16 protein-coding genes and 1 pseudogene are annotated in these 18034 nt (G+C 68.1%); 9 read left to right on the plus strand and 8 right to left on the minus strand.

Annotated features, from left to right (window positions below):
• The 3 genes and pseudogenes from DAT35_RS27335 to DAT35_RS27345 all read left to right on the plus strand — a co-directional run.
• A pseudogene (locus DAT35_RS27335) lies at positions 1-1409 on the plus strand (hypothetical protein); the annotation flags it as partial.
• Positions 1410-1568: 159 nt separating this feature from the next.
• The gene (locus tag DAT35_RS27340; protein ID WP_158501900.1) at positions 1569-2459 is read left to right on the plus strand and encodes a DUF2381 family protein; all 891 of its coding nucleotides are present in this window, start codon (positions 1569-1571) and stop codon (positions 2457-2459) included.
• A gap of 212 nt (positions 2460-2671) precedes the next feature.
• Positions 2672-3022, plus strand: coding sequence for a DUF2019 domain-containing protein (locus DAT35_RS27345; RefSeq protein WP_108070351.1), 351 nt, complete (start codon positions 2672-2674; stop codon positions 3020-3022).
• 363 nt (positions 3023-3385) lie between these two features.
• On the opposite strand, the gene DAT35_RS27350 is transcribed toward DAT35_RS27345, so the two are convergent.
• The 3 genes from DAT35_RS27350 to DAT35_RS27360 all read right to left on the minus strand — a co-directional run bounded on the left by DAT35_RS27350 (position 3386) and on the right by DAT35_RS27360 (position 6005).
• Positions 3386-4186, minus strand: a complete 801-nt coding sequence (locus tag DAT35_RS27350) for a hypothetical protein (RefSeq protein WP_108070353.1) — start codon at positions 4184-4186, stop codon at positions 3386-3388.
• Between the two features lie 87 nt (positions 4187-4273).
• Positions 4274-5017: a hypothetical protein gene (locus DAT35_RS27355; RefSeq protein ID WP_233261742.1), complete on the minus strand. Its 744-nt coding sequence runs from the start codon at positions 5015-5017 to the stop codon at positions 4274-4276.
• A 529-nt stretch (positions 5018-5546) separates the two neighbouring features.
• Positions 5547-6005 (minus strand): hypothetical protein, encoded by a 459-nt coding sequence (locus DAT35_RS27360; RefSeq protein WP_108070355.1) that lies wholly within the window; start codon positions 6003-6005, stop codon positions 5547-5549.
• 451 nt (positions 6006-6456) lie between these two features.
• Between DAT35_RS27360 and DAT35_RS27365 the strand changes: the two genes are divergently transcribed.
• From DAT35_RS27365 to DAT35_RS27390, 6 genes are all read left to right on the plus strand, one after another.
• Positions 6457-7002 carry a PDC sensor domain-containing protein gene (locus DAT35_RS27365; RefSeq protein WP_233261743.1) on the plus strand — a complete coding sequence of 182 codons (546 nt, stop codon included), beginning with the start codon at positions 6457-6459 and terminating at the stop codon, positions 7000-7002.
• Positions 7003-7006: 4 nt separating this feature from the next.
• Complete coding sequence (locus DAT35_RS27370; protein WP_108070357.1) at positions 7007-8905, plus strand: methyl-accepting chemotaxis protein; 1899 nt, start codon at positions 7007-7009, stop codon at positions 8903-8905.
• Positions 8906-9040: 135 nt separating this feature from the next.
• Positions 9041-9505, plus strand: a complete 465-nt coding sequence (locus DAT35_RS27375; RefSeq protein ID WP_108070359.1) for a (2Fe-2S)-binding protein — start codon at positions 9041-9043, stop codon at positions 9503-9505.
• Between the two features lie 2 nt (positions 9506-9507).
• Complete coding sequence (locus tag DAT35_RS27380) at positions 9508-11739, plus strand: xanthine dehydrogenase family protein molybdopterin-binding subunit (RefSeq protein ID WP_108070361.1); 2232 nt, start codon at positions 9508-9510, stop codon at positions 11737-11739.
• Positions 11736-12872 carry an XdhC family protein gene (locus DAT35_RS27385; RefSeq protein WP_108070363.1) on the plus strand — a complete coding sequence of 379 codons (1137 nt, stop codon included), beginning with the start codon at positions 11736-11738 and terminating at the stop codon, positions 12870-12872. Before DAT35_RS27380 ends, DAT35_RS27385 begins: the two co-directional genes overlap by 4 nt.
• 8 nt (positions 12873-12880) lie before the next feature.
• A complete protein-coding gene (locus DAT35_RS27390; RefSeq protein ID WP_108070365.1) occupies positions 12881-13501 on the plus strand; it encodes an NTP transferase domain-containing protein in 621 nt (206 codons plus the stop codon).
• On the opposite strand, the gene tsaB is transcribed toward DAT35_RS27390, so the two are convergent.
• From tsaB to uppS, 5 genes are all read right to left on the minus strand, one after another.
• Positions 13488-14222 carry a tRNA (adenosine(37)-N6)-threonylcarbamoyltransferase complex dimerization subunit type 1 TsaB gene (tsaB, locus tag DAT35_RS27395; RefSeq protein WP_108070367.1) on the minus strand — a complete coding sequence of 245 codons (735 nt, stop codon included), beginning with the start codon at positions 14220-14222 and terminating at the stop codon, positions 13488-13490. The genes DAT35_RS27390 and tsaB overlap by 14 nt on opposite strands.
• Positions 14223-14236: 14 nt before the next feature.
• Positions 14237-14656: a septal ring lytic transglycosylase RlpA family protein gene (locus DAT35_RS27400; protein ID WP_108070369.1), complete on the minus strand. Its 420-nt coding sequence runs from the start codon at positions 14654-14656 to the stop codon at positions 14237-14239.
• A gap of 7 nt (positions 14657-14663) precedes the next feature.
• Positions 14664-16295 carry an RIP metalloprotease RseP gene (rseP, locus tag DAT35_RS27405; RefSeq protein WP_108070371.1) on the minus strand — a complete coding sequence of 544 codons (1632 nt, stop codon included), beginning with the start codon at positions 16293-16295 and terminating at the stop codon, positions 14664-14666.
• Positions 16296-16377: 82 nt separating this feature from the next.
• Positions 16378-17205 (minus strand): phosphatidate cytidylyltransferase, encoded by an 828-nt coding sequence (locus DAT35_RS27410; protein ID WP_108070373.1) that lies wholly within the window; start codon positions 17203-17205, stop codon positions 16378-16380.
• The gene (gene uppS / locus DAT35_RS27415) at positions 17202-17999 is read right to left on the minus strand and encodes a polyprenyl diphosphate synthase (protein WP_108070375.1); all 798 of its coding nucleotides are present in this window, start codon (positions 17997-17999) and stop codon (positions 17202-17204) included. The genes DAT35_RS27410 and uppS overlap by 4 nt, the downstream gene beginning before the upstream one ends.
• Between the last annotated feature and the right edge of the window lie 35 nt (positions 18000-18034).

An 18034-nucleotide genomic window follows, 5' to 3' on the forward strand; every position in this document is an offset into this window, starting at 1 on the left:
CGCGGGTGCCGAGAGCGCCGGGTGAGGTGTGCCAGCGCATGCTGCGCAAGCAGCCCGGGGAGAGGTACACGGACGCACGGGCGGTGGACGCGGCGCTGGAAGAGGCGTTGAAGCAAGCGGACGAGACGTGGGAGGTGCCACTGTGCGAGACGTGGGGCCCCCACCACGCCACCACCGATCGGCAGAAGGACATGTGGGCGGGCGGCGACCTGCTGGCGTTGTACGAGCGCCTGGCCTCCTACGCGCAGCGGCCCGTGCGGGGCAAGCCACGTCCGCTGCACGAGGTGTCCACCCTGGGCTCGGCCGGAGAGGAACCACCCGGAGAGGTGGAGCCGTTGCCCACGCCCGCCGTGGAGCCCGCCCCGCCTCCGGCATCTCTCGTGGACGAGGTCCAGGTGGCGCCCGCTTCGCGCGAGGAGTCGGAGAGCGCCGCGCCCCCGGCCGCACCGGTGGCCACGGAGGAAACATCGCCCACGGCCCTGACTGTGGACACGGCGCCGCTTCCCAGCGAGGAGCCCATCGTGGCAACGGAGCCGCCGCCAGCCCCGGCCAGGCCCGCCACGCGCTCGCGACGGGCGCTCCTGGCCGCCGGTGCTCTCTTGGTACTGGGTCTGGGCATGTGGCTCGCCTTGCGTCCGCCCCGTGCCTCCGAAATCCTCACCTTACCAGTAGGGACACCCTGGGCAAACCTACCGCCGGAGTTCTACCCCGTGACCCTGGAGCCGGACAGCCAGGAAGTGGCGCCCTCGAGCAAGCGGCCGGAAGGTGACGGAGGCGCAGCGCCGGAAGCGGCACCAACCCCTGCGCCCGTCGCCCGTGCGACGCCCTCCAAGGACACGCGCGTGAAGACTCCCGCCAAGGCTCCCGCCCCCCAGCAGCCCAAGCCACAGCCGAAGAAGACGAGCAGTGCGGCCGGCACGGTAGGTGCGCTCGCGGCCACCTGCACCCTGGCCTCCGGGTGCGTCGGCCCCACCACCACGCCCCAGGTGCGGCCCACGCCCCCGCCCGCCGCCGATTGCCCGCCCCGCGCCGTGGAGACCATGAAGGAACTGGGCATTCCCCCGGGGACGACGAGGGGCGCCGGTTGGCCGGAGAACGTCTATAACAAGTACGTCACCGTGCATGAGGGCCCGGTCACCACATTCGAAATCGACCAGACCGACACGAAGCTGCCCCCGGGCACCCTGCTCTCCGGGGAGATCTTCTTCGGCGAGACCCGCATCTACGGGCGCTTCACCCAGGCCCGCACGCCCGGTGGTGACACGTACCCCGTGTGCATGGTGCTCACCAATCGCGAGGGGGACATCGGCATCGGACGCATCGGCATCGAGTGGAAGCCAGGTGGAAAACCCGGCACGGCCCAGGTCATTTTCTCTCAAGGGGTGAAGGCGGTGGAGCGCTTCGAGTAGGCGGCCTGACAACGGCTGGCTGGACAGTGGCGAATGAAGCAGGGGCCAACGTCCTGAGTCCCTGGTATTCTGGCCACTCCGGAGGTTGTGCCACCCATGCCCGTCCCGTCCCCCACTGCCGCTCCCCTGTTGTTCGCACTCCTCAGTGGCAGTCCCCTCATGACCCCACCCGTGCCCGCCCCCTGGGACGTAGGGGCCGCGCGCTACGTCGAGTTGACGGCGGAGGGAGCCGGGCAGGAGCACGAGGTGGACATCAGCCCCGGCCGCACCACCAGCTTCGTGTTCAACGCGCTGCTGCTGAGTGGAGGGGTGGTGCTGGAGGAGCGCGAGCTCTTCCACCTCGTGATGGTGGACGAGGCACACGGCGCAATCACGCTCCTGCCCTCGGGCGCGCTGCCGCCGGGCAAGCAGTTGAGGTTGACGGTGCGCTTCGCGGACGGCGCGGTCCCAGCAAGCGTCACCTTCCGGCTGGTACTGCACCTCCACCGGGCGGAGCCGCAGGTGAATGTGTACCGCCAGCCCCGCTCCGCCGAGTCCTACCAGCAGGAGTCCCGGCAGGAGCGCGAGCGGGCCGAGCGGTGCGAGACAAAGCTGGCGCGTGCCGAGGCAGAGAAGAAGAGCCCCGGGGGACTCGTGGGCGCGCTCGAATCCCGGCTGGTGTGGGACACGAAGGGCATCGAGGCGCTGGGCATCTTCGACATCATCACCCAGCCCCTTGAGGAGTTGCTCAGGGTGAAAAAGGCCTACAGCTACCACGCTCAAGGGCGGGTAGCGGTGGACGTGGAACTGATGAACACGGGCTCCCAGTCCTGGACACCGGAGGGAGCGGAGTTGGTGGGCAGGGGCGGAGCAAGGCTCAATGTGTTGCACGTATGGCCCCTGGAGCCGATTGCCCCGGACGAACGGAGGCGCGTGCGCATAGAGGCCGAGGCCACGGAAGAGCAGGCCCGGGGCACCTACGTGCTCAAGCTGTGGGAGGCGGACGGGCCGCGAACCGTCACCGTGCGAGGCGTGACGTTCCCACAGGTAGACACACGGACTCACGACTGATGGCACGGGTGGCATTGACAAGATGCAACAGGTCCTCGTCCACGGCTAGACTTGGCGCGTCCCACCGCCGGAGGAGTCATGTCATCCATCCCCATCCCCTGGAGCAGGATCACGGAGCTCGCGATATTGCTGCGCGCCACACGCGAGAAGCTGGAACTCACCCAACGGCAGGTGGCCGAGACTATTGAGAACATCAGGAATGGAGTGTGGAGATGAATCTAGAGGAACTGGTGGGAGATTTTGCCCAAAACATATCGGCGCAGACTGACGCAATCTGGAGTCGGGATGCAAAAACGGGAAACGAACACGCCAAACGCTACGTTGCTGCCTACAAGAAGTTGCGCAATCACGGCGACGCCGGGCGGGATGCCCTGGCGGTCCTTCTTGAACATCCGCGTATGGATGTGCGCGTAAAGGCAGCGATCTATCTGCTTTCAGAGCGGCCAACGCAGGCATTGCCTGTTTTGGAGGAGGCGGCAAAGAGCAAGGGCATGATTCCCTTCGAGGCATCCCAGGTGTTGAAATATTGGAGCGAGGGCACTTGGAGTCTAGACGTTGATTAGGCATCGCTGATCTCGCCAACTCGAAAAGAGCCGAACCAAGTGACGATATCAAATTCAACACAAAGGCCGCGAAATTGGCATGATTTTGAGAGATCGTGCCTGAAGCTGCGCGCATCGGCCCATCGTGTTCACCAGGATCGGAGCATCGTGCTCAGCGAGCTCGGCCCAGCAGGCTCACGCAGCTCGCGACGTTGCTGCGCGCCACACGCATGAACCTGGGGCTCACCAGCAGCAGGTGGCTAACACCATCGCCATCCCCGCCGGGGTGTACGGCCGCAGCGAACGGGGCGGCATGATGCCCAGCGTGACGACACCCAAGAAGCCATGTCTGCGATTGGGCTTGGACCATCAATTGAGATGCCCCTAATGCCGCCCCAACTCTCTGTCCCAGTCAGCCAACTGAATGGTCACCGTGTACTTGTAGGCGCTGGAGATGGACTCGAACTTCTTCAGGGGAAGCGCGGAGAGGCGCTCGCGCAGGAAGTCCGGGTCGCTAAGCACCTCGCGGTGTTTGAATTCGGTGTCCTCCTCCACCAGGACAGGCATTAGCCGGAGCACGGCCTCCAGGCAATCCTCTCGGGTAGCGCGCGCCATGCGCTCCACCGTCAGGGTCATGTGCTCGCGGATCGAGGCAGGGCCTCCGGGGCACCATGCCTCCAGGGTCTTGCGGTAGATATCATCCATGAGCTCTTCCAGCGTGTACTTCTTACCGAGCCAGAAGGCATAACGAGGGCCCTGCAACACATCCCAGAAGCGGAGCACCGAAGCGAGCCGGCTCGCCGTGCGCTCCGCGCTCCGCGGCGGCGGGGGGGATACGGCATAGTAGAGGGCGCCCCAAGGGGTGCTCAGGCAGAAGGACTCAAAAGCCTCCTCCGTGCGTTGACGCTCCTCCTTCGGGACGCCCTCATCCAAGTTGATGAAGACCTCGCCGAACAGATGCACCCACCAGCGTGTGCGGGCCGAATCGAATTCGGCCGCTGAGCGCACCACCAGCACCTCGTCCGGCGGCACCTGGCGCATCTGCCGGGGTTGGGGAAAGACACCGGTCTTGAGGTACTCCCGAGCCCACCAGCGGCCCTCGGCTCTCACCTTGCGGAGGATGGTGGCGGTGGAGCCGTAAAGTATCGCTGGAAACTCGAGCACCGGGGATTGTTCCGTGGTCATGGCTTTTCGCCCTACCACAGCGGTCAGATGCTCCTCAAGCGCCAAGCTCTTCGCGCGCTGCGAGGGCAGCAGACGCCTTCCGCCCGCTCAGCGGCAGTCCACAGGCAGGTAGACCTGGCCCTGGAAGCCCTTGGGACGTTCGCCCTTGTCATACGCAGCCCGGATCGCCGGCTCGGCCAACTCACCGTGATGCGCTATCTCTTCCCTGGTCAATTCCTCTTCCTTCTGGGCCACCCGCTCCTCCCAGGAAGCATCGGGCTTCTTGCGCCGGTAGCTCCAGCGGTACAGCGTCACTCCGGGCTCTGGCGTACGCCAGGACAACTGCCAGAGTGCGCCCCCGTTCTCGAATTCGAGGAAGAGGGACCCCTCGAAGCCGGTGCCTCCCGCGAGCTTCTTGTCAGGCTCGACGGCCTCATTCAAAGCCGCCAGGTAGCGCCCCGCCTGTTCTCTCCCTTCCCTGCGCGACTCCTCATTGTCCGGCTTGAGCTCGAACAGCACGAGGGCGCGGGTATCGGTGATGTCCGGGCACAAGAGCCTCACGAACTCTGGAAGACGCTCGGGGTTCCCCAACTCCCCCTCCTTCACGATTTTGGAGAGACTCGCGGTGTTGATGAAGACGGTATTTGAGGGATGCCGCACGACGTACTCGTTGCCAATGGCCGCATGTGCGGCCTTGCCAAGAAAAGCGCCCCAGGGCTCCTTGGAGTCCGGCTTACGGCCAGGGAGTATGGAGGAAGGCGGCTCCGCCTGGGCTCCAAGGGCCGCCACCAGCAACAGGAGAAAACCCGCCAGCCTCAAGGTGCTCCTCGTTCTGCTTCCACGCTCTTTCATGTCCAACATGCTCCTTCCGGTAGTGGGGCAACGTTGGAGAGGAAAACATGACGGGCTGACCTGCCGATGACGTGAGCGCGCGCCTGAGCGGGGGCGGCGCTCGCCGGGTGGCGGTGGACGTGGAACTGATGAACACGGGCCCCCAGTCCTGAACACCGGAGGGAGCGGAACTGGTGGGCAAGGGTGGAGCAAGGCTCAGCGTGCTGCGCATGGCCCCTGGAGCCGATTGCCCCGGGCGAGCGGGGCCGCGTGCGGGTAGAGGCCGAGGCCACGGAAGAGCAGGCCCGGGGCACCTGAACATCCGCGTATGGATGTGCGCGTAAAGGCAGCGATCTATCTGCTTTCAGATCGGCCAACACAGACATTGTCTGTTTTGGCGGAGGCGGCGAAGAGCAAGGGCATGATTCCCTTCGAGGCATCCCAGGTGTTGAACTTCGACTTTCGCCATTCTGGGCGCCTCGGAGGAAGAACGAGGCGCCCTCCCAGAAGAAGGTCAGAGAGAACCGATCAAAAAGGGCGAAAGTCGAGCTTAGTCCCCTCGCACCTCGAAGCCGGAGGTGACGTTGTTAGCGTCGGTCTGGAGGAAGGACAGCTCCTCCCCGTTCTTCGTAACGAAGATGTCGAAGTGCGCGGTGACTCCGAGGTTGTCGGTGACCGTCAGGGTGCCGCGACAGTCGGGCTCGAGGGTGTAGGTGCCAGAGTAGGTGAGGCGAATGATCTCGCCCTGGACGCTGACGGTCACCGCACCGGTCAAGGTCCCGTCCCCTTTGAAGAAATCATGACCGGCCTGTGAGAAGGGGACCCGCTCGGTCCCACTCAAGGTGTACCCATCGCTCGCATAGGCGTAGTTGCCCTTCAGCGTGCGCAGCTTGCACTGGGAATTCGTCGCAGGCTCCACCGCCAGAGTCTCGCCAGAGGCCTCGTGTGCAAGTCCCAGAAGACCGGCCGCGAGGACACTCCCCATGACATACCATTGGAATCGCTTCATGCACCCCTCCCTGGTTTCGGGCCACCATGGCCCGATGCACTGCTGACGAAGGATGGGTACAACCCGGGTTTTCTCAAACCGGACCCGGGTAGGCCTCGGCCGTGGAATGATGGACTGCCAAGCCCCTCACGGACAATTGCTGGCATGTCCGGGTGTACCTGCCCGAGGTGTTGCAACTCGAGGACGGAATCACTGACGGCCGCTGGTAGGCACCCACCCCGTGGGCATCCGCCGGAGTCGAGGAGTCCGAGGAGGTTCCGCCGCGGCCTCGGACCCAGAAGCATGCGCCCGCCCGGCGGCCCGCCTTCCCGTCCGCATGGAGGGGGAGCAGGAGCGGCCCGTCAGGAACAGGCCCACGGCACTGAATCCGGTAGACTGGGGTTAGGAAAACCGGTCACGGGAGGGCCCCCGGCCCACTCGCACGCAGCTCCGCACGGCCGGACGGTGATGCATGTCGATGTGGACGCTCGTCTCGTGGGTGTTGCTCGCGCACCTGCCGCCCGATGGCGCGGCTCAACTCGAGAAGGTGGACCGGTTGATGCCCGAGTTGCGGCGGCTCGCCTCGGAGCCCGCGCTGGTGCGCGAGGTGAAGCGGCAGAACGCGCAGCGCGTCCCCCTGGACTCCATCCAGAAGCTGGATGAGGAGTGGCGCGCCACCCCTTCCCTCACCCCCTTCAAGCGCAAGGTGCTGGGCAGTGAGAGTGCCCGCTCCCTCAGCCGCTATCGCGACCGGATGGGCCGGGTGGTGGCCGAGGCCTTCGTCATGGACAACCAGGGCGCGCTGGTCGGCGCCACGCGGCGGACCTCCGACTACTGGCAGGGCGACGAGCCAAAATGGCGCCGGTCCTTCAATGGCGGCCGCGGCGCGGAGCTGCGCGAGAAGCCCTTCTTCGACGAGTCCACCCAGTCCTACGTCGTCCAGGTCTCCCTTCCGGTGAAGGATGGCGCCCGCGTCATCGGCGCGCTCACCGTGTCCATCTCCCTGCTCGAGCTCTGAAACCATGAACCTCCCCTTCCTGGGTGACCTCAAGCTGCGGGGTCGCATCACCCTCTCCGTGGCGCTGCTGTCGGCCCTGTCCATCCTGTCCGTGTCGTTCCTGGGCCTGTCCTTCACACGGCGCACGCTGTCCAAGCAGATCCACTCCACGCTCCAGGTGGAGGCCGAGGGTCTCAAGGATCTGGTGGAGCGGACCCTGGCCGAGCGCGAAGCAAGCGTGCGTAGCTGGTCCGAGGACTCCATCCTGCGCGGCGCGCTGCTCTTCGACACCTACGACAAGAGCGACGCGGTGCTCGCGGGCCTGGTGAAGCGCCACCCGTCCATCAGCGGCTTCGTCCTCCTCGACGAGCAGGGCCGCGCCGTCTCCGCCAGCTCGGAGCAGGTGCGCAAGGCCTTCCAGAACCGGGAGCGCGAGGTCCGCGAGACGGCCTGGTACCGGGCGGCGCTCGAGGGCCGCTTCACCGCCGAGTCGCTCTCCGACGACAAGGACCCCGCCTTCGGCCGGCGGGTGCTGCCCCTGGCCGCACCGGTGCTCAGCCCGCTCAGCGGCAAGCGCATCGGCGTGCTGCTCGCCGCGTACAACTGGAGCCAGGTGGGTGACGTGGTGCGCTCCGCCGTGGAGCGCGCCCAGCGGCGTGGGCAGAGCAGCTTCGCCCTGGAGGTGCGCAAGGCGGATGGCTCGCTCCTCTTCGACTCGCGCCCCGCGGACGCCGCGCCCCTGGAGCACCCCGTGTCCGAGGAGGCCATCAACGGCACGGAAGAGCAGGACGTGGGAGACGGCTGGCACTTCGTGGCCCGGGTGGACGCTCGCGAGGCCTATGCCCCCCTGGCGGAAGCGGCCACGATCGCCCTGGGGCTGATAGGGCTCTTCCTCGGGCTGGCCATCGTGGGCTCGTGGTGGCTGGCGCGCAGCATCGCCCGTCCCATCACCGCGCTGAGCCAGGCGGTGACACACGTCATCCAGGAGGGGGATCTCTCGCACCGCGTGCAGGTGGAGACCCGGGACGAGGTGGGCGAGCTGGCCCAGGCGTTCGCGCGGATGATGGACCACCTGCGCGAGACGACCCTGGGACTCCAGCAGGGCACGCAGGTGCTCACCGGGGCCATGGCCGAGCTGGACAAGGCCGCCGAGTTGCAGGAGCGCAACCTCGCGCGCCAGGCGTCCGCCATCCAGGAGACGCAGGTCACCGCGCAAGAGATTCGCCAGACGTCACAGATGGCGGCGGAGCGCTCGCAGACCGTGCTGGAGGTGGCCTCCCGCGCCGAGCAGGTGGGCAACGCGGGCGAGTCCACCCTGGCCGCCAGCCTCCAGGGCCTCCACGAGTTGCATGAGAAGGTGGGCAAGCTGGCCACCACCATCATCTCGCTCGGCGAGCGCACCCAGCAGATCGGCAGCATCGCCCAGACGGTGAAGGACCTGGCCGACCAGTCCAACATGCTGGCGCTCAACGCGGCCATCGAGGCGGTGCGCTCGGGCGAGCACGGCAAGGGCTTCGGTGTGGTGGCCCGTGAAATCCGCGCCCTGGCCGACCAGTCCATCGACTCCACGGACCGAGTGCGCGAGCTGCTGGATGACATCGGCCATTCCATCCAGGCCACGGTGGTGATGACGGAGAAGGGGCAGCGGCAGATGCAGGACGGGCTCGCCCAGATACGCGCCAGCGGCGAGAGCCTCCGGGAGCTCACCGCCATCGTGCGGGACAACGCCGGGGCGGCCCGGCAGATCGCCGTCGCGGTGAACCAGCAGAACGCGGGCATCTCTCAAATCTTTACCGCCGTGACGGACCTGTCCTCGCTGATGGACGAGACGATGCAGGGCGTCCAGGCCATCACGCGGGCCACGGGCTCGCTGCGCGAGGCGGCCGAGCGCATGGAGACGGTGGCGCGCACGTACCGGGTGTAACACCCACGCCACTGGCGAAGGGGGGCGGGGACCACAAAAGAGCTTGGCGGGGCTCTCGGTCCCCGTTAACTCCTGCACTCCTGAATTTCCACGCTCCGGACGAGCCCCCCCAACCGTCGTCCGGAGGGAGATCGCATGGCGCAGACTCTGAAGGTGAATGGCAAGGAAGTGACGGTCGAGGCGGAGCCCGGAACCCCTCTTCTGTGGGTGCTCAGGGAGAAGCTCGGGCTGCTCGGGACCAAGTTCGGATGTGGCCAGGGCCTGTGCGGTGCCTGTACGGTGCACATCAATGGAGCCGCGGTGCGCAGCTGTCTGCTGCCGCTCGTCGCGGTGAGTGGCGAGGTCACGACGATCGAGGGCCTCAGCTCCGACAACAGCCACCCCGCGCAGCGCGCGTGGATCGAAGCCGACGCGCCCCAGTGCGGCTACTGCCAGTCCGGGCAGATCATGTCCTGCGCCGCGCTGCTCAAGGCCAAGGCCAAGCCCACGGAGGCAGACATCTCCGCGGCCATGACGAACCTGTGCCGCTGCGGCACCTACGGCCGCATCCGCAAGGCCGTGCAGATCGCCGTCAAGCTCAACTCCGAGGGGGAGGTCTGACCATGAAGACCGACCAGGAGAAGAACAACCCGGTGGTCCTCTCCCGCCGCTCGTTCGTCCAGTCGAGCGCCGCGACGGTGGCGGGCCTCGTGCTCGGCTTCCACCTCCCCGGCAACCCGATGCGCCGCGCCGAGGCGTTCGCCGCGGGGGCCTCGGCGGAGAAGGACGCCCAGGGAGCCAAGGAGGCGAACCTCAACACGTGGCTGCGGATCGCCCCGGATGGAATCATCACCATCTACGTGGCGCGCAGCGAGATGGGCCAGGGCATCTTCACGGCGATGCCCATGCTCGTCGCCGAGGAGCTCGAGGCGGACTGGAGCAAGATTCGCGTCGAGCCGGCGCCCTCGGGCGTCGAGTTCAACTACAGCGGCCATCCCATCGAAGTCACCGGAGGCAGCCAGAGCATCCGCAGCACCTGGGAGATCCTCCAGCGCATCGGCGCCACCGCGCGCCACCTGCTGATCACCGCCGCCGCCCAGCAGTGGGGTGTGCCCCCGGAGTCCTGCCATGCCGAGCAGGGCCACATCCTCCACAAGGCGAGCGGCCGCAAGGCCGGTTTTGGTGAGCTCTCCACCCTGGCCGCCGCGCTGCCCGCCAGCGCCATCCCCAAGGAGCCGAAGCTCAAGACGGCCGCCGAGTACAAGATCGTCGGCAAGCCGCACAAGCGCCTCGACACGCCCGCCAAGGTGTCGGGCCAGCCCATCTTCGGCATCGACGTCGTCGTTCCGGACATGCTCTACGCGGCGGTGCGCCACTCGCCCGTCTTCGGCGGTGAGTGCTCGAACTTCGAGGAGCTGGCCAGGTCGATGCCCGCGGGCGCGACGCTGGTGAAGTCCACGGGTGCCGTCCTCGTCGTCGCGGGGAGCTGGTTCACGGCGAAGACGCTCGCCGGAGGCCTCGAGGTCAAGTGGAGCAAGGGCGCCACGACCGGGGTGTCCTCGGAGTCCATCGAGAAGAAGCTCCGCACCGCCGCGAACGGCAAGAAGAACCCCGTCGCGGCGACGAAGGGCGAGCCCGACAAGGCACTGGGCAAGGCGAAGACGAAGCTCGAGGCCGAGTACTCGACGCCCTTCCTGGCCCACACGCCGATGGAGCCCCTCAACTGCACGGCGCACGTGAAGCCGGACGGAATCGAGCTCTGGGTGGGCACGCAATCGCACACCCTCACGAAGATCGTCGTCTCGAGCGTCACGAAGGTGCCGCAGGAGCAGATCGTCGTTCACACCACCTACCTGGGCGGTGGCTTCGGCCGGCGGGCGGAGAGCGACGTGGTGCTCCAGGCCGTCGAGGCCTCGAAGGCGGTCGGCAAGCCCGTCAAGCTCATCTGGTCGCGCGAGGAGGACGTCCAGCACGACTTCTACCGGCCGGCGAGTCTGGTGAAGTTCAAGGCCGGACTCGGTGAGGACGGACTGCCCGTGGCCCTCACTGCGAGCATCGCCAGCCCGTCCATCATGAAGCGCTGGACGCAGTTCGGCGGCGTCGGCAAGAACGGCATCGACGGCACGACGATCGAGGGCCTCGCCGACTTCCCGTACGAGTGCCCGAACCAGCACGTCCAGGCGGCCATCGTCGACACGGGCGTGCCGGTGGGCTTCTGGCGCTCCGTCGGCAGCTCCCACAACGCGTTCTACGTGGAGAGCTTCATCGACGAGCTGGCGCACGCGGCGAAGCAGGATCCGTACAAGTTCCGCCGCGCCCTCCTCGAGAAGTCCAAGCCGCGCTTCGTCAAGGTGCTCGACACCGTGGCCCGGATGTCGGGCTGGGAGACGCCGGCTCCGGAGGGCCGCTACCGCGGCATCGCCATCGCCGAGAGCTTCGGGAGCATCGTGGCCGAGGTGGCCGAGGTGTCGGTCTCCGCGGATGGGCGGCCGGCCGTCCACAAGGTCTGGGTCGCCATTGATTGTGGCCGGTACGTCAACCCGGACACAATTGTCGCCCAGATGGAGGGTGGGGTCGTCTATGGCCTCTCCGCCGCGTTGCGCGGGCAGATTACGCTCCGCAATGGCCGCGTCGAGCAGAGCAACTTCCACGACTACTCGATGCTGGCGCCCCATGAGATGCCGGAGGTCGCCGTGGAGATCGTCGAGAGTGGTGAGGCCCCTGGCGGAGTCGGAGAGCCCGGCACGCCGCCCATTGCCCCGGCCGTGACGAACGCCATCTTCGCCGCGACGGGCAAGCGCCTGCGCACCCTGCCCATCAGCAACCACAAGCTCACCGGGGGCAAGCCGTCGTGAGTGTCAGCGAGCTCCTCACCGTGATGGAGGAGGCCGCCGCGGCCCGCGAGCCGCTCGTGTTGGGGACCCTGGTCCGCACGAGTGGTTCCACCTACCGCCGGGCCGGGGCGCGGCTCCTCGTCACACCGAGGGGCTTGCCCGTGGGATTGATCAGCGGCGGTTGTCTCGAGCCGCAGATCGCCAAGACGGCGCGCGAGGTGCTCACCACGGGCGCCTCGCGCCGCCTTCGCTTCGACATGACGGGCGAGAATGATGGGCTCGTGGGCTACGGGCTCGGGTGCCGGGGTGCGCTCGACGTCCTGCTCGAGAAGATCGAGCCCTGGCGGCTCGATGCCGAGACCCGCCGGCTCCTGTGCGGGATGAACACCAGCCACGCGCCGCGGGCGCTCGTCGTCGCCTTCGATGCCCCACCCGCGCTCGAGGGCCTCCTGGGCACCATCCTGGAGGAAGAGGGAGACGCCGGCCCCCGCTCGTCCGCCACCGCGGCCCTGCGCGAGGCCTCTCGCGGGCTCGCCCGTGAAGCGCTCGCGACGTCGCGCCCCTTGAGGCGGACGTTCAGCCTGCCGGAAGGCAACGTCGAGTGCTTCGTGGACCTCGTGCCGCCCGCCCTCCACCTCACGGTCTACGGCGGGGGCCCGGACGCGGTGCCCTTGATCTCCATCGCCCGTCAGCTCGACTGGCGGGTGACGGTACTGGACCATCGGCCCGCGGTCTGCGACCCAGCCCGCTTTCCGGGTGCCGAGCGCGTGATTCACGCGCATCCCGAGCACGCCGCCGCGCACGTGCCCACCGGGAGCCATTCGGCCGTGGTGGTCATGAGCCACAACTACTTCGTCGACCTGCGCCTGATCCCCGAGCTGCTGAAGCTCGATGTGGCCTATGTCGGGTTGCTGGGCCCCAAACGCCGGGGCGAGCAGCTCCTGCGCGAGATGGCCGATGTGTTCGTCCCGACTCCGGAGCAGCGCGCCCGCCTCTACAGCCCGGTGGGGCTCAAGCTCGGCGGTGAGACGCCCGCCGCGATTGCCCTGTCGATCGCCGCGGAGATCCAGGCCGTGCTCTCGCGCAGCGAGAGCGTCCACCTCCGTCAGCATGACGGTCCCATCCACGTGGCCGAGTCCGACGTGGTGAACTGAAAGCGCGAATGAGGCCCCCGGGCGTCCCGTCCTTCTCCGCCGTCGTGCTCGCAGCCGGCGCCTCGTCACGCCTCGGAACGCCCAAGCAGCTCGTGCGCATGGAGGGTGAGCCGCTGGTGTCCCGGGCCGCTCGCGTGGCGAACGAGAGTGGAGCCCGGAGCGTCATCGTCGTCACGGGAGCGTCCAGCGAAGCCGTAGCGGAAGCGCTCGGCGGCGCCCGCGTCCGGCTCGCGTTCAACGCCGGGTGGGCCGAGGGGCCGGGCACCTCCATCCGCACTGGCGTCGAGGCCCTGCTCGCCGATGCCTCCCGGCCCCGGGAAGAGCCGGCCGTGCTGATGTTGTGCGACCAGCCCTTCGTCTCTCCGGAGCACCTCCGCGCGCTCGCGGAGCACGTGACGCGAGGACATGCTGCCTCGGCCAGCGACTATGGAGGGGACGGCGGTTTCGGAGTGCCCGCGGCGTTCGCGGCGGAGCTGCTTCCCGAGCTCCTCGCGCTGAGCGGGCAGCAGGGCGCCAAACCGGTCCTGATGCGGCACCGCGCCCGCCTGGCGCTCGTGCCCTTCGCCGAGGGACTCCTCGACATCGACACCCCGGCGGACCTCGAGCGCCTCGGCCTCAGTCGTCCTTGAGGCGCGCGGTGGGCGGAGGCCCGGGCAGCGGGGGGAACTTGGGGTTGCGCTCGGGCTCGGAGGCCCGGACGTAGTGCGGCTCCAGGGCGAACATCGCCTGCACCGATTGCTCCTCGGGGAAGCGCACCAGGTGGGCCAGTGCCACCGCCGAGGGGAAGGCGGGCGCGCCCAGCAGCCGTGAGGGCGCCACGCCATGGGACTCCAGCGCCGCGCGGTACTCGGACAGGGCAGGCCCCAGGGCGAGTGCCTCCGGCTCGGCGGCCATGCGCGCGGCCACCTCCTCCGGGCTCATCGCCTCCTCGGGGCCAAGTGCCTCCACGCGCTGCCCCACGCGCCGGTAGGGGCCCAGGTAGAGGTCATCCTTGCGCGCCACCGCGAGCGCGAACAGGGGAGGACCCTCGGGGCCCTCCAGGGCCACGGCCGCGAGCGATGAGGCCCCGGTCACCTTGAGTCCCGCCGCGTAGGCCAGGCCCTTCACGCAGGACAGGCCGATGCGCAGGCCGGTGAAGGAGCCGGGGCCCAGACCGATGGCGATGCCCTCCAGGGACTTGAGCGCCACCCCATGCCGCGCGAGCAGCTCGCCGACGATGCCGGGCAGCACCTCGCTCTGCTTCCTGGGAGGACCCACCACCGCGTGCTCGAGGACGCGGATCCCCTCCCCTTCCCGCTCCACGAGGGCCAGGGACAACGTGAGGGTGGAGGTGTCGAGCGAGAGGAACATGGGGGGCTTCTACCCTAGGAGGTCCGGTCCGCGCAGCGATAGAGGCGCACCCGGGCGAGCCCCTTGTCCATCATGCCGAGCTGCTTCGCCGCGGCGGTGGACACGTCCACCACGCGCCCCTGGACGAAGGGCCCGCGGTCGTTGACGCGCACTTCCACCGAGCGCCCGTTCTCCATGTTCACCACCCGGAGGCACGAGCCGAAGGGCAGCTTGCGGTGGGCGGCGGTAAAACCCTTGGGGTTGAACTTCTCGCCGCTGGCGGTGGGCCGGCCAGCCAGCCCCGGGCCGTAGTACGAAGCGAGCCCCTCTTCCAACCAGGCCCGGGACGGGGGCGGCTTCTCCGGTTGCTCCTCGGGGGTGGGCCGGGTGGCTCGCGTCGCGCAGCCCGCCAGCAGTCCCATCCCCACCGTCACGCCCACGAGCAGTCGCCGCATCTCACCTCTAGCGGGTCACGTCGTTGTAGAAGGCCATCACCATCAGGGCCACCAGCAACACCAGGCCCACGACGTTCGCCATCTCCCGCACCCGCATGGAGATGGGGCGGCGGCGGATGCCTTCCCACACGGCCGCCAGCAGCCCGAAACCATCGAGGATGGGGATGGGCAGCAGGTTCATCACGCCCAGGTTGATGGAGATGACGGCCATCAGGTGCAGGTAGCTCTCCAGGCCCTGCTCCGCGCTCTTGGAGGCCAGCTGGTACATCATCACCGGCCCGCCCAGCGTCTTCGTGGACATCTCGCCGGTCACGATGCGGCCGATGACCTTCACCATCTGCTTGATGATGGTCGGCACGATGACGACGGACTGGCGCAGCGCCTCGGGGACGCTGATGTGCACCGTCACCGTGTCCGCCGGGAGCAGCTCCGCCGAGGAGGGGTACCAGGGCCGCACGCCCAGCTCGAGCCGGGAGGACTCCTGCCCGAACTCGTCCTTGCTGGTGCGCATCGCCTGGGTGAGCGTCTGCGTGTGTTCCTGCCCGTCCGCCGCCGAACGCCAGGTGAGCTGGAAGGGTTTCTCCTTCAGGTTGCTCAGCTCGCCCGCCAGCACGTTGAAGGAGCGCAGCGGCTCGCCATTGAAGGAGACGAGCTTGTCCCCCGCGCGGATGCCGGCCTTCTCCGCCGCGCTGCCGGGGCTGACGGCCACCACGTACAGGTCCGAGGACTCCACGCCCAGGGCCGAGAACCCCTCGCCCTGCTGCCTCGGGACCGACACCTTCGTCACGGAAGGCACCTGTCCCGTCACCGCGCCCACCTCCACCGGCTGCGAGCGCTGCACGGTGAGCTCCAGCGGCCCCTGTGTCCGGGCGACCTGCTCGAAGAAGGCGGCCTCGTCTGGAATCTTCACCCCGTTGATGGTCAGGACCCGGTCGAAGGACTTCAGCCCCGCCTGGGCCGCGGGCGAGCCCGGCGGCACTCCCACCACGGCGGGCTTGCGGGCGGGCTGGATGCCGATCTGCCCCCGCTCCACCGACTCGACGGGAGTGGACTCGACGACCTTGCGCGGCGTCACGTTGGCGATGAACTGCTTGCCCTCGCGCTCCACGGTGATGGGGATGGAGCGCTCGAAGCGGCCCACGAAGGCCCCGCGCAGCTCCTCGAAGGTCTGCACCTTGTCCCCGTCCACGGCGATGATGCGATCTCCGGGGCGGATGTCAGCGGCCGCCGCGGGCATCGCGGGGTCCACGTAGCCCACCCGGGTGGAGATGGCCTCGTGCGCCCCGACGAAGACGAAGAAGTAGATGAGGACGGGGAAGGCCAGACTGAAGAAGGGCCCGGCCGCCACGATGAGGGCCCGCTTCCAGGGCGCGGCGTTCAGGAAGCCCCGCTGGGCATCCTCGGGGCTCACGTCCTCGTAGGGCGAGTCCCCGGCCATCTTCACGTAGCCACCCAGGGGCAGCGCGGCCACCTGGTACTCGGTGTCTCCCTTGGTGAAGCCGAGCAGCTTCGGCCCGAAGCCGATGGAGAACCGGACGACCTTCACCCCGCAGGCCTTGGCCACGAGGAAGTGGCCCAGCTCGTGGACGGTGATGAGCACGCCGAGCAGGAGGACGAAGAGGCCGAGGTCTTGAAACATGGTCCCAACACTAACCGTGGGACCCATGCCCGACAATGCGCTTCGGAGCCCGGAGTCCGGTCGACCGGACAATCGGTGGCTGCTACGGAAGCAGGCCGCGAACGAAAGTGACGTAGACGAACACCAGGGGCGCGTTGAAGAGCAGCGCGTCGATGCGGTCCAGGATGCCGCCGTGTCCGGGAATGATACGGCCGGAATCCTTCACCCCGTAGGCCCGCTTGAGCATGGACTCGCACAGGTCCCCGATGGGGCCGAGCACGCCGCCGAAGAGGCCCAGCAGGACGCAGTCCGTCACCGTGAAGACGGGGAAGAAGAAGCCCCGGGCGACGAACATGCCGCCCACCGAGCCCACCAGGCCACCCACGAAGCCCTCCCACGTCTTGTTGGGGCTCACCGCGGGGTACAGCTTGTGACGGCCCAGGAAGCGGCCGGCGAAGTAGGCGGCGGTGTCGTTGGCCCAGGTGATGACGAGCGCGGCGATGACCCACGCCAGCCCATCCGGCATCAGCCGCAAGGCGGACAGGGCGGTGAGCCCCACCGAGCCGTACAGGAAGCCCGTCACCAGGTGGGCCACCCGCGTGGGCGCCTCCTGCAGCGGCCCCCGAATGAGGTGGTAGGTGAAGGAGAAGAAGAGGAAGAAGGCCGTCACCCAGAAGGCCCCCTCGCCGGTGCGCGCCGGATCCCTCAGGGGCAGGAAGGGCAGCACGCCCGCGAGCACCATGCCCACCCAGGCCGCCGGAGTCAGCGTCTTCTGGGTGATGGTGTAGTACTCGCCGGCGCAGATGGCCGCGGCCACGGCGAGCAGCCCCGCGCTGTACGCGCCTCCCTTGAGCAGCAAGAAGAGGACGATCGGCAGCAGCGTCAGTGCCGAGACGATCCGGATGACGAGGTTCTTGTTCTTCTCGTTCACGCCTTGGCCCGCTGGGAGTCCTCCCGCTTGACTTGCGCGGAGGTGAGTCCGAAGCGCCGTTCGCGCTGCTGGTATTGCGCCAGACAGCGCAGGAACGCCTCGGTCCGGAAGTCCGGCCACAGGACGTCGCTGAAGCACAGCTCCGCGTACGCCAGCTGCCAGAGAAGGAAGTTGGAAATGCGATGCTCTCCGCTGGTCCTCACCACCAGGTCCACCGGCGGCAGGTCATGCGTCCAGAGGAACGACTCGAAACCCTTGGTGTCCAGGTGCGCGGGCGACAACTCGCCCTTGCTGGCGGCCTCGGCCACCCGGCGCGCCGCCTGCACCAGCTCCTCCCGCCCACCGTAGGACAGCGCCAGCGTCAGCACCATGCCCTTGTTGCCCGCCGAGTCCGCCCGGAGCCTGTCCAGCGGATCCTTCACGAAGCGCGGCAGCTTCTCCACCTCGCCAATGGCGTTGAGGCGGATGCCGTTCTCCAGGATCTCCGAGCGCTCGCTCTCGAGGTACTCGCGCAGCAGATCCATGAGCGCGGCCACCTCCTCGGCGGGCCGGGCCCAGTTCTGGGAGGAGAAGGCGTAGAGGGTGAGGGCCTCGACGCCCACCCGCCGGGCGCAGCGCGTCACCTCGCGAACACTGGTGGAGCCCTCGCGGTGGCCCTCCACCCGCGGCAGGCCACGCATCTCCGCCCACCGTCCATTGCCGTCCATGATGATGCCCACGTGGCGCGGCAGGGGTCGTTCCTGGACGAGTCGCTCGAGGGCGGTCACAGAGGGTGGTGAGACAGGGCGTTCCATGAGGCTGCGCAAGATAGAGGTCCCACCGGGCTACG

Source organism: Vitiosangium sp. GDMCC 1.1324, assembly GCF_003044305.1.
Lineage (GTDB): Bacteria > Myxococcota > Myxococcia > Myxococcales > Myxococcaceae > Archangium.

Bases quoted from the DNA above. Each gene is read 5' to 3' on its own strand.
- DAT35_RS27340 (WP_158501900.1), top strand. From the start codon at position 1,569: ATGACCCCACCCGTGCCCGCCCCCTGGGACGTAGGGGCCGCGCGCTAC.
- DAT35_RS27345 (WP_108070351.1), top strand. From the start codon at position 2,672: ATGAATCTAGAGGAACTGGTGGGAGATTTTGCCCAAAACATATCGGCG.
- DAT35_RS27350 (WP_108070353.1), bottom strand. From the start codon at position 4,186: ATGACCACGGAACAATCCCCGGTGCTCGAGTTTCCAGCGATACTTTAC.
- DAT35_RS27355 (WP_233261742.1), bottom strand. From the start codon at position 5,017: ATGAAAGAGCGTGGAAGCAGAACGAGGAGCACCTTGAGGCTGGCGGGT.
- DAT35_RS27360 (WP_108070355.1), bottom strand. From the start codon at position 6,005: ATGAAGCGATTCCAATGGTATGTCATGGGGAGTGTCCTCGCGGCCGGT.
- DAT35_RS27365 (WP_233261743.1), top strand. From the start codon at position 6,457: ATGTCGATGTGGACGCTCGTCTCGTGGGTGTTGCTCGCGCACCTGCCG.
- DAT35_RS27370 (WP_108070357.1), top strand. From the start codon at position 7,007: ATGAACCTCCCCTTCCTGGGTGACCTCAAGCTGCGGGGTCGCATCACC.
- DAT35_RS27375 (WP_108070359.1), top strand. From the start codon at position 9,041: ATGGCGCAGACTCTGAAGGTGAATGGCAAGGAAGTGACGGTCGAGGCG.
- DAT35_RS27380 (WP_108070361.1), top strand. From the start codon at position 9,508: ATGAAGACCGACCAGGAGAAGAACAACCCGGTGGTCCTCTCCCGCCGC.
- DAT35_RS27390 (WP_108070365.1), top strand. From the start codon at position 12,881: ATGAGGCCCCCGGGCGTCCCGTCCTTCTCCGCCGTCGTGCTCGCAGCC.
- tsaB (WP_108070367.1), bottom strand. From the start codon at position 14,222: ATGTTCCTCTCGCTCGACACCTCCACCCTCACGTTGTCCCTGGCCCTC.
- DAT35_RS27400 (WP_108070369.1), bottom strand. From the start codon at position 14,656: ATGCGGCGACTGCTCGTGGGCGTGACGGTGGGGATGGGACTGCTGGCG.
- rseP (WP_108070371.1), bottom strand. From the start codon at position 16,295: ATGTTTCAAGACCTCGGCCTCTTCGTCCTCCTGCTCGGCGTGCTCATC.
- uppS (WP_108070375.1), bottom strand. From the start codon at position 17,999: ATGGAACGCCCTGTCTCACCACCCTCTGTGACCGCCCTCGAGCGACTC.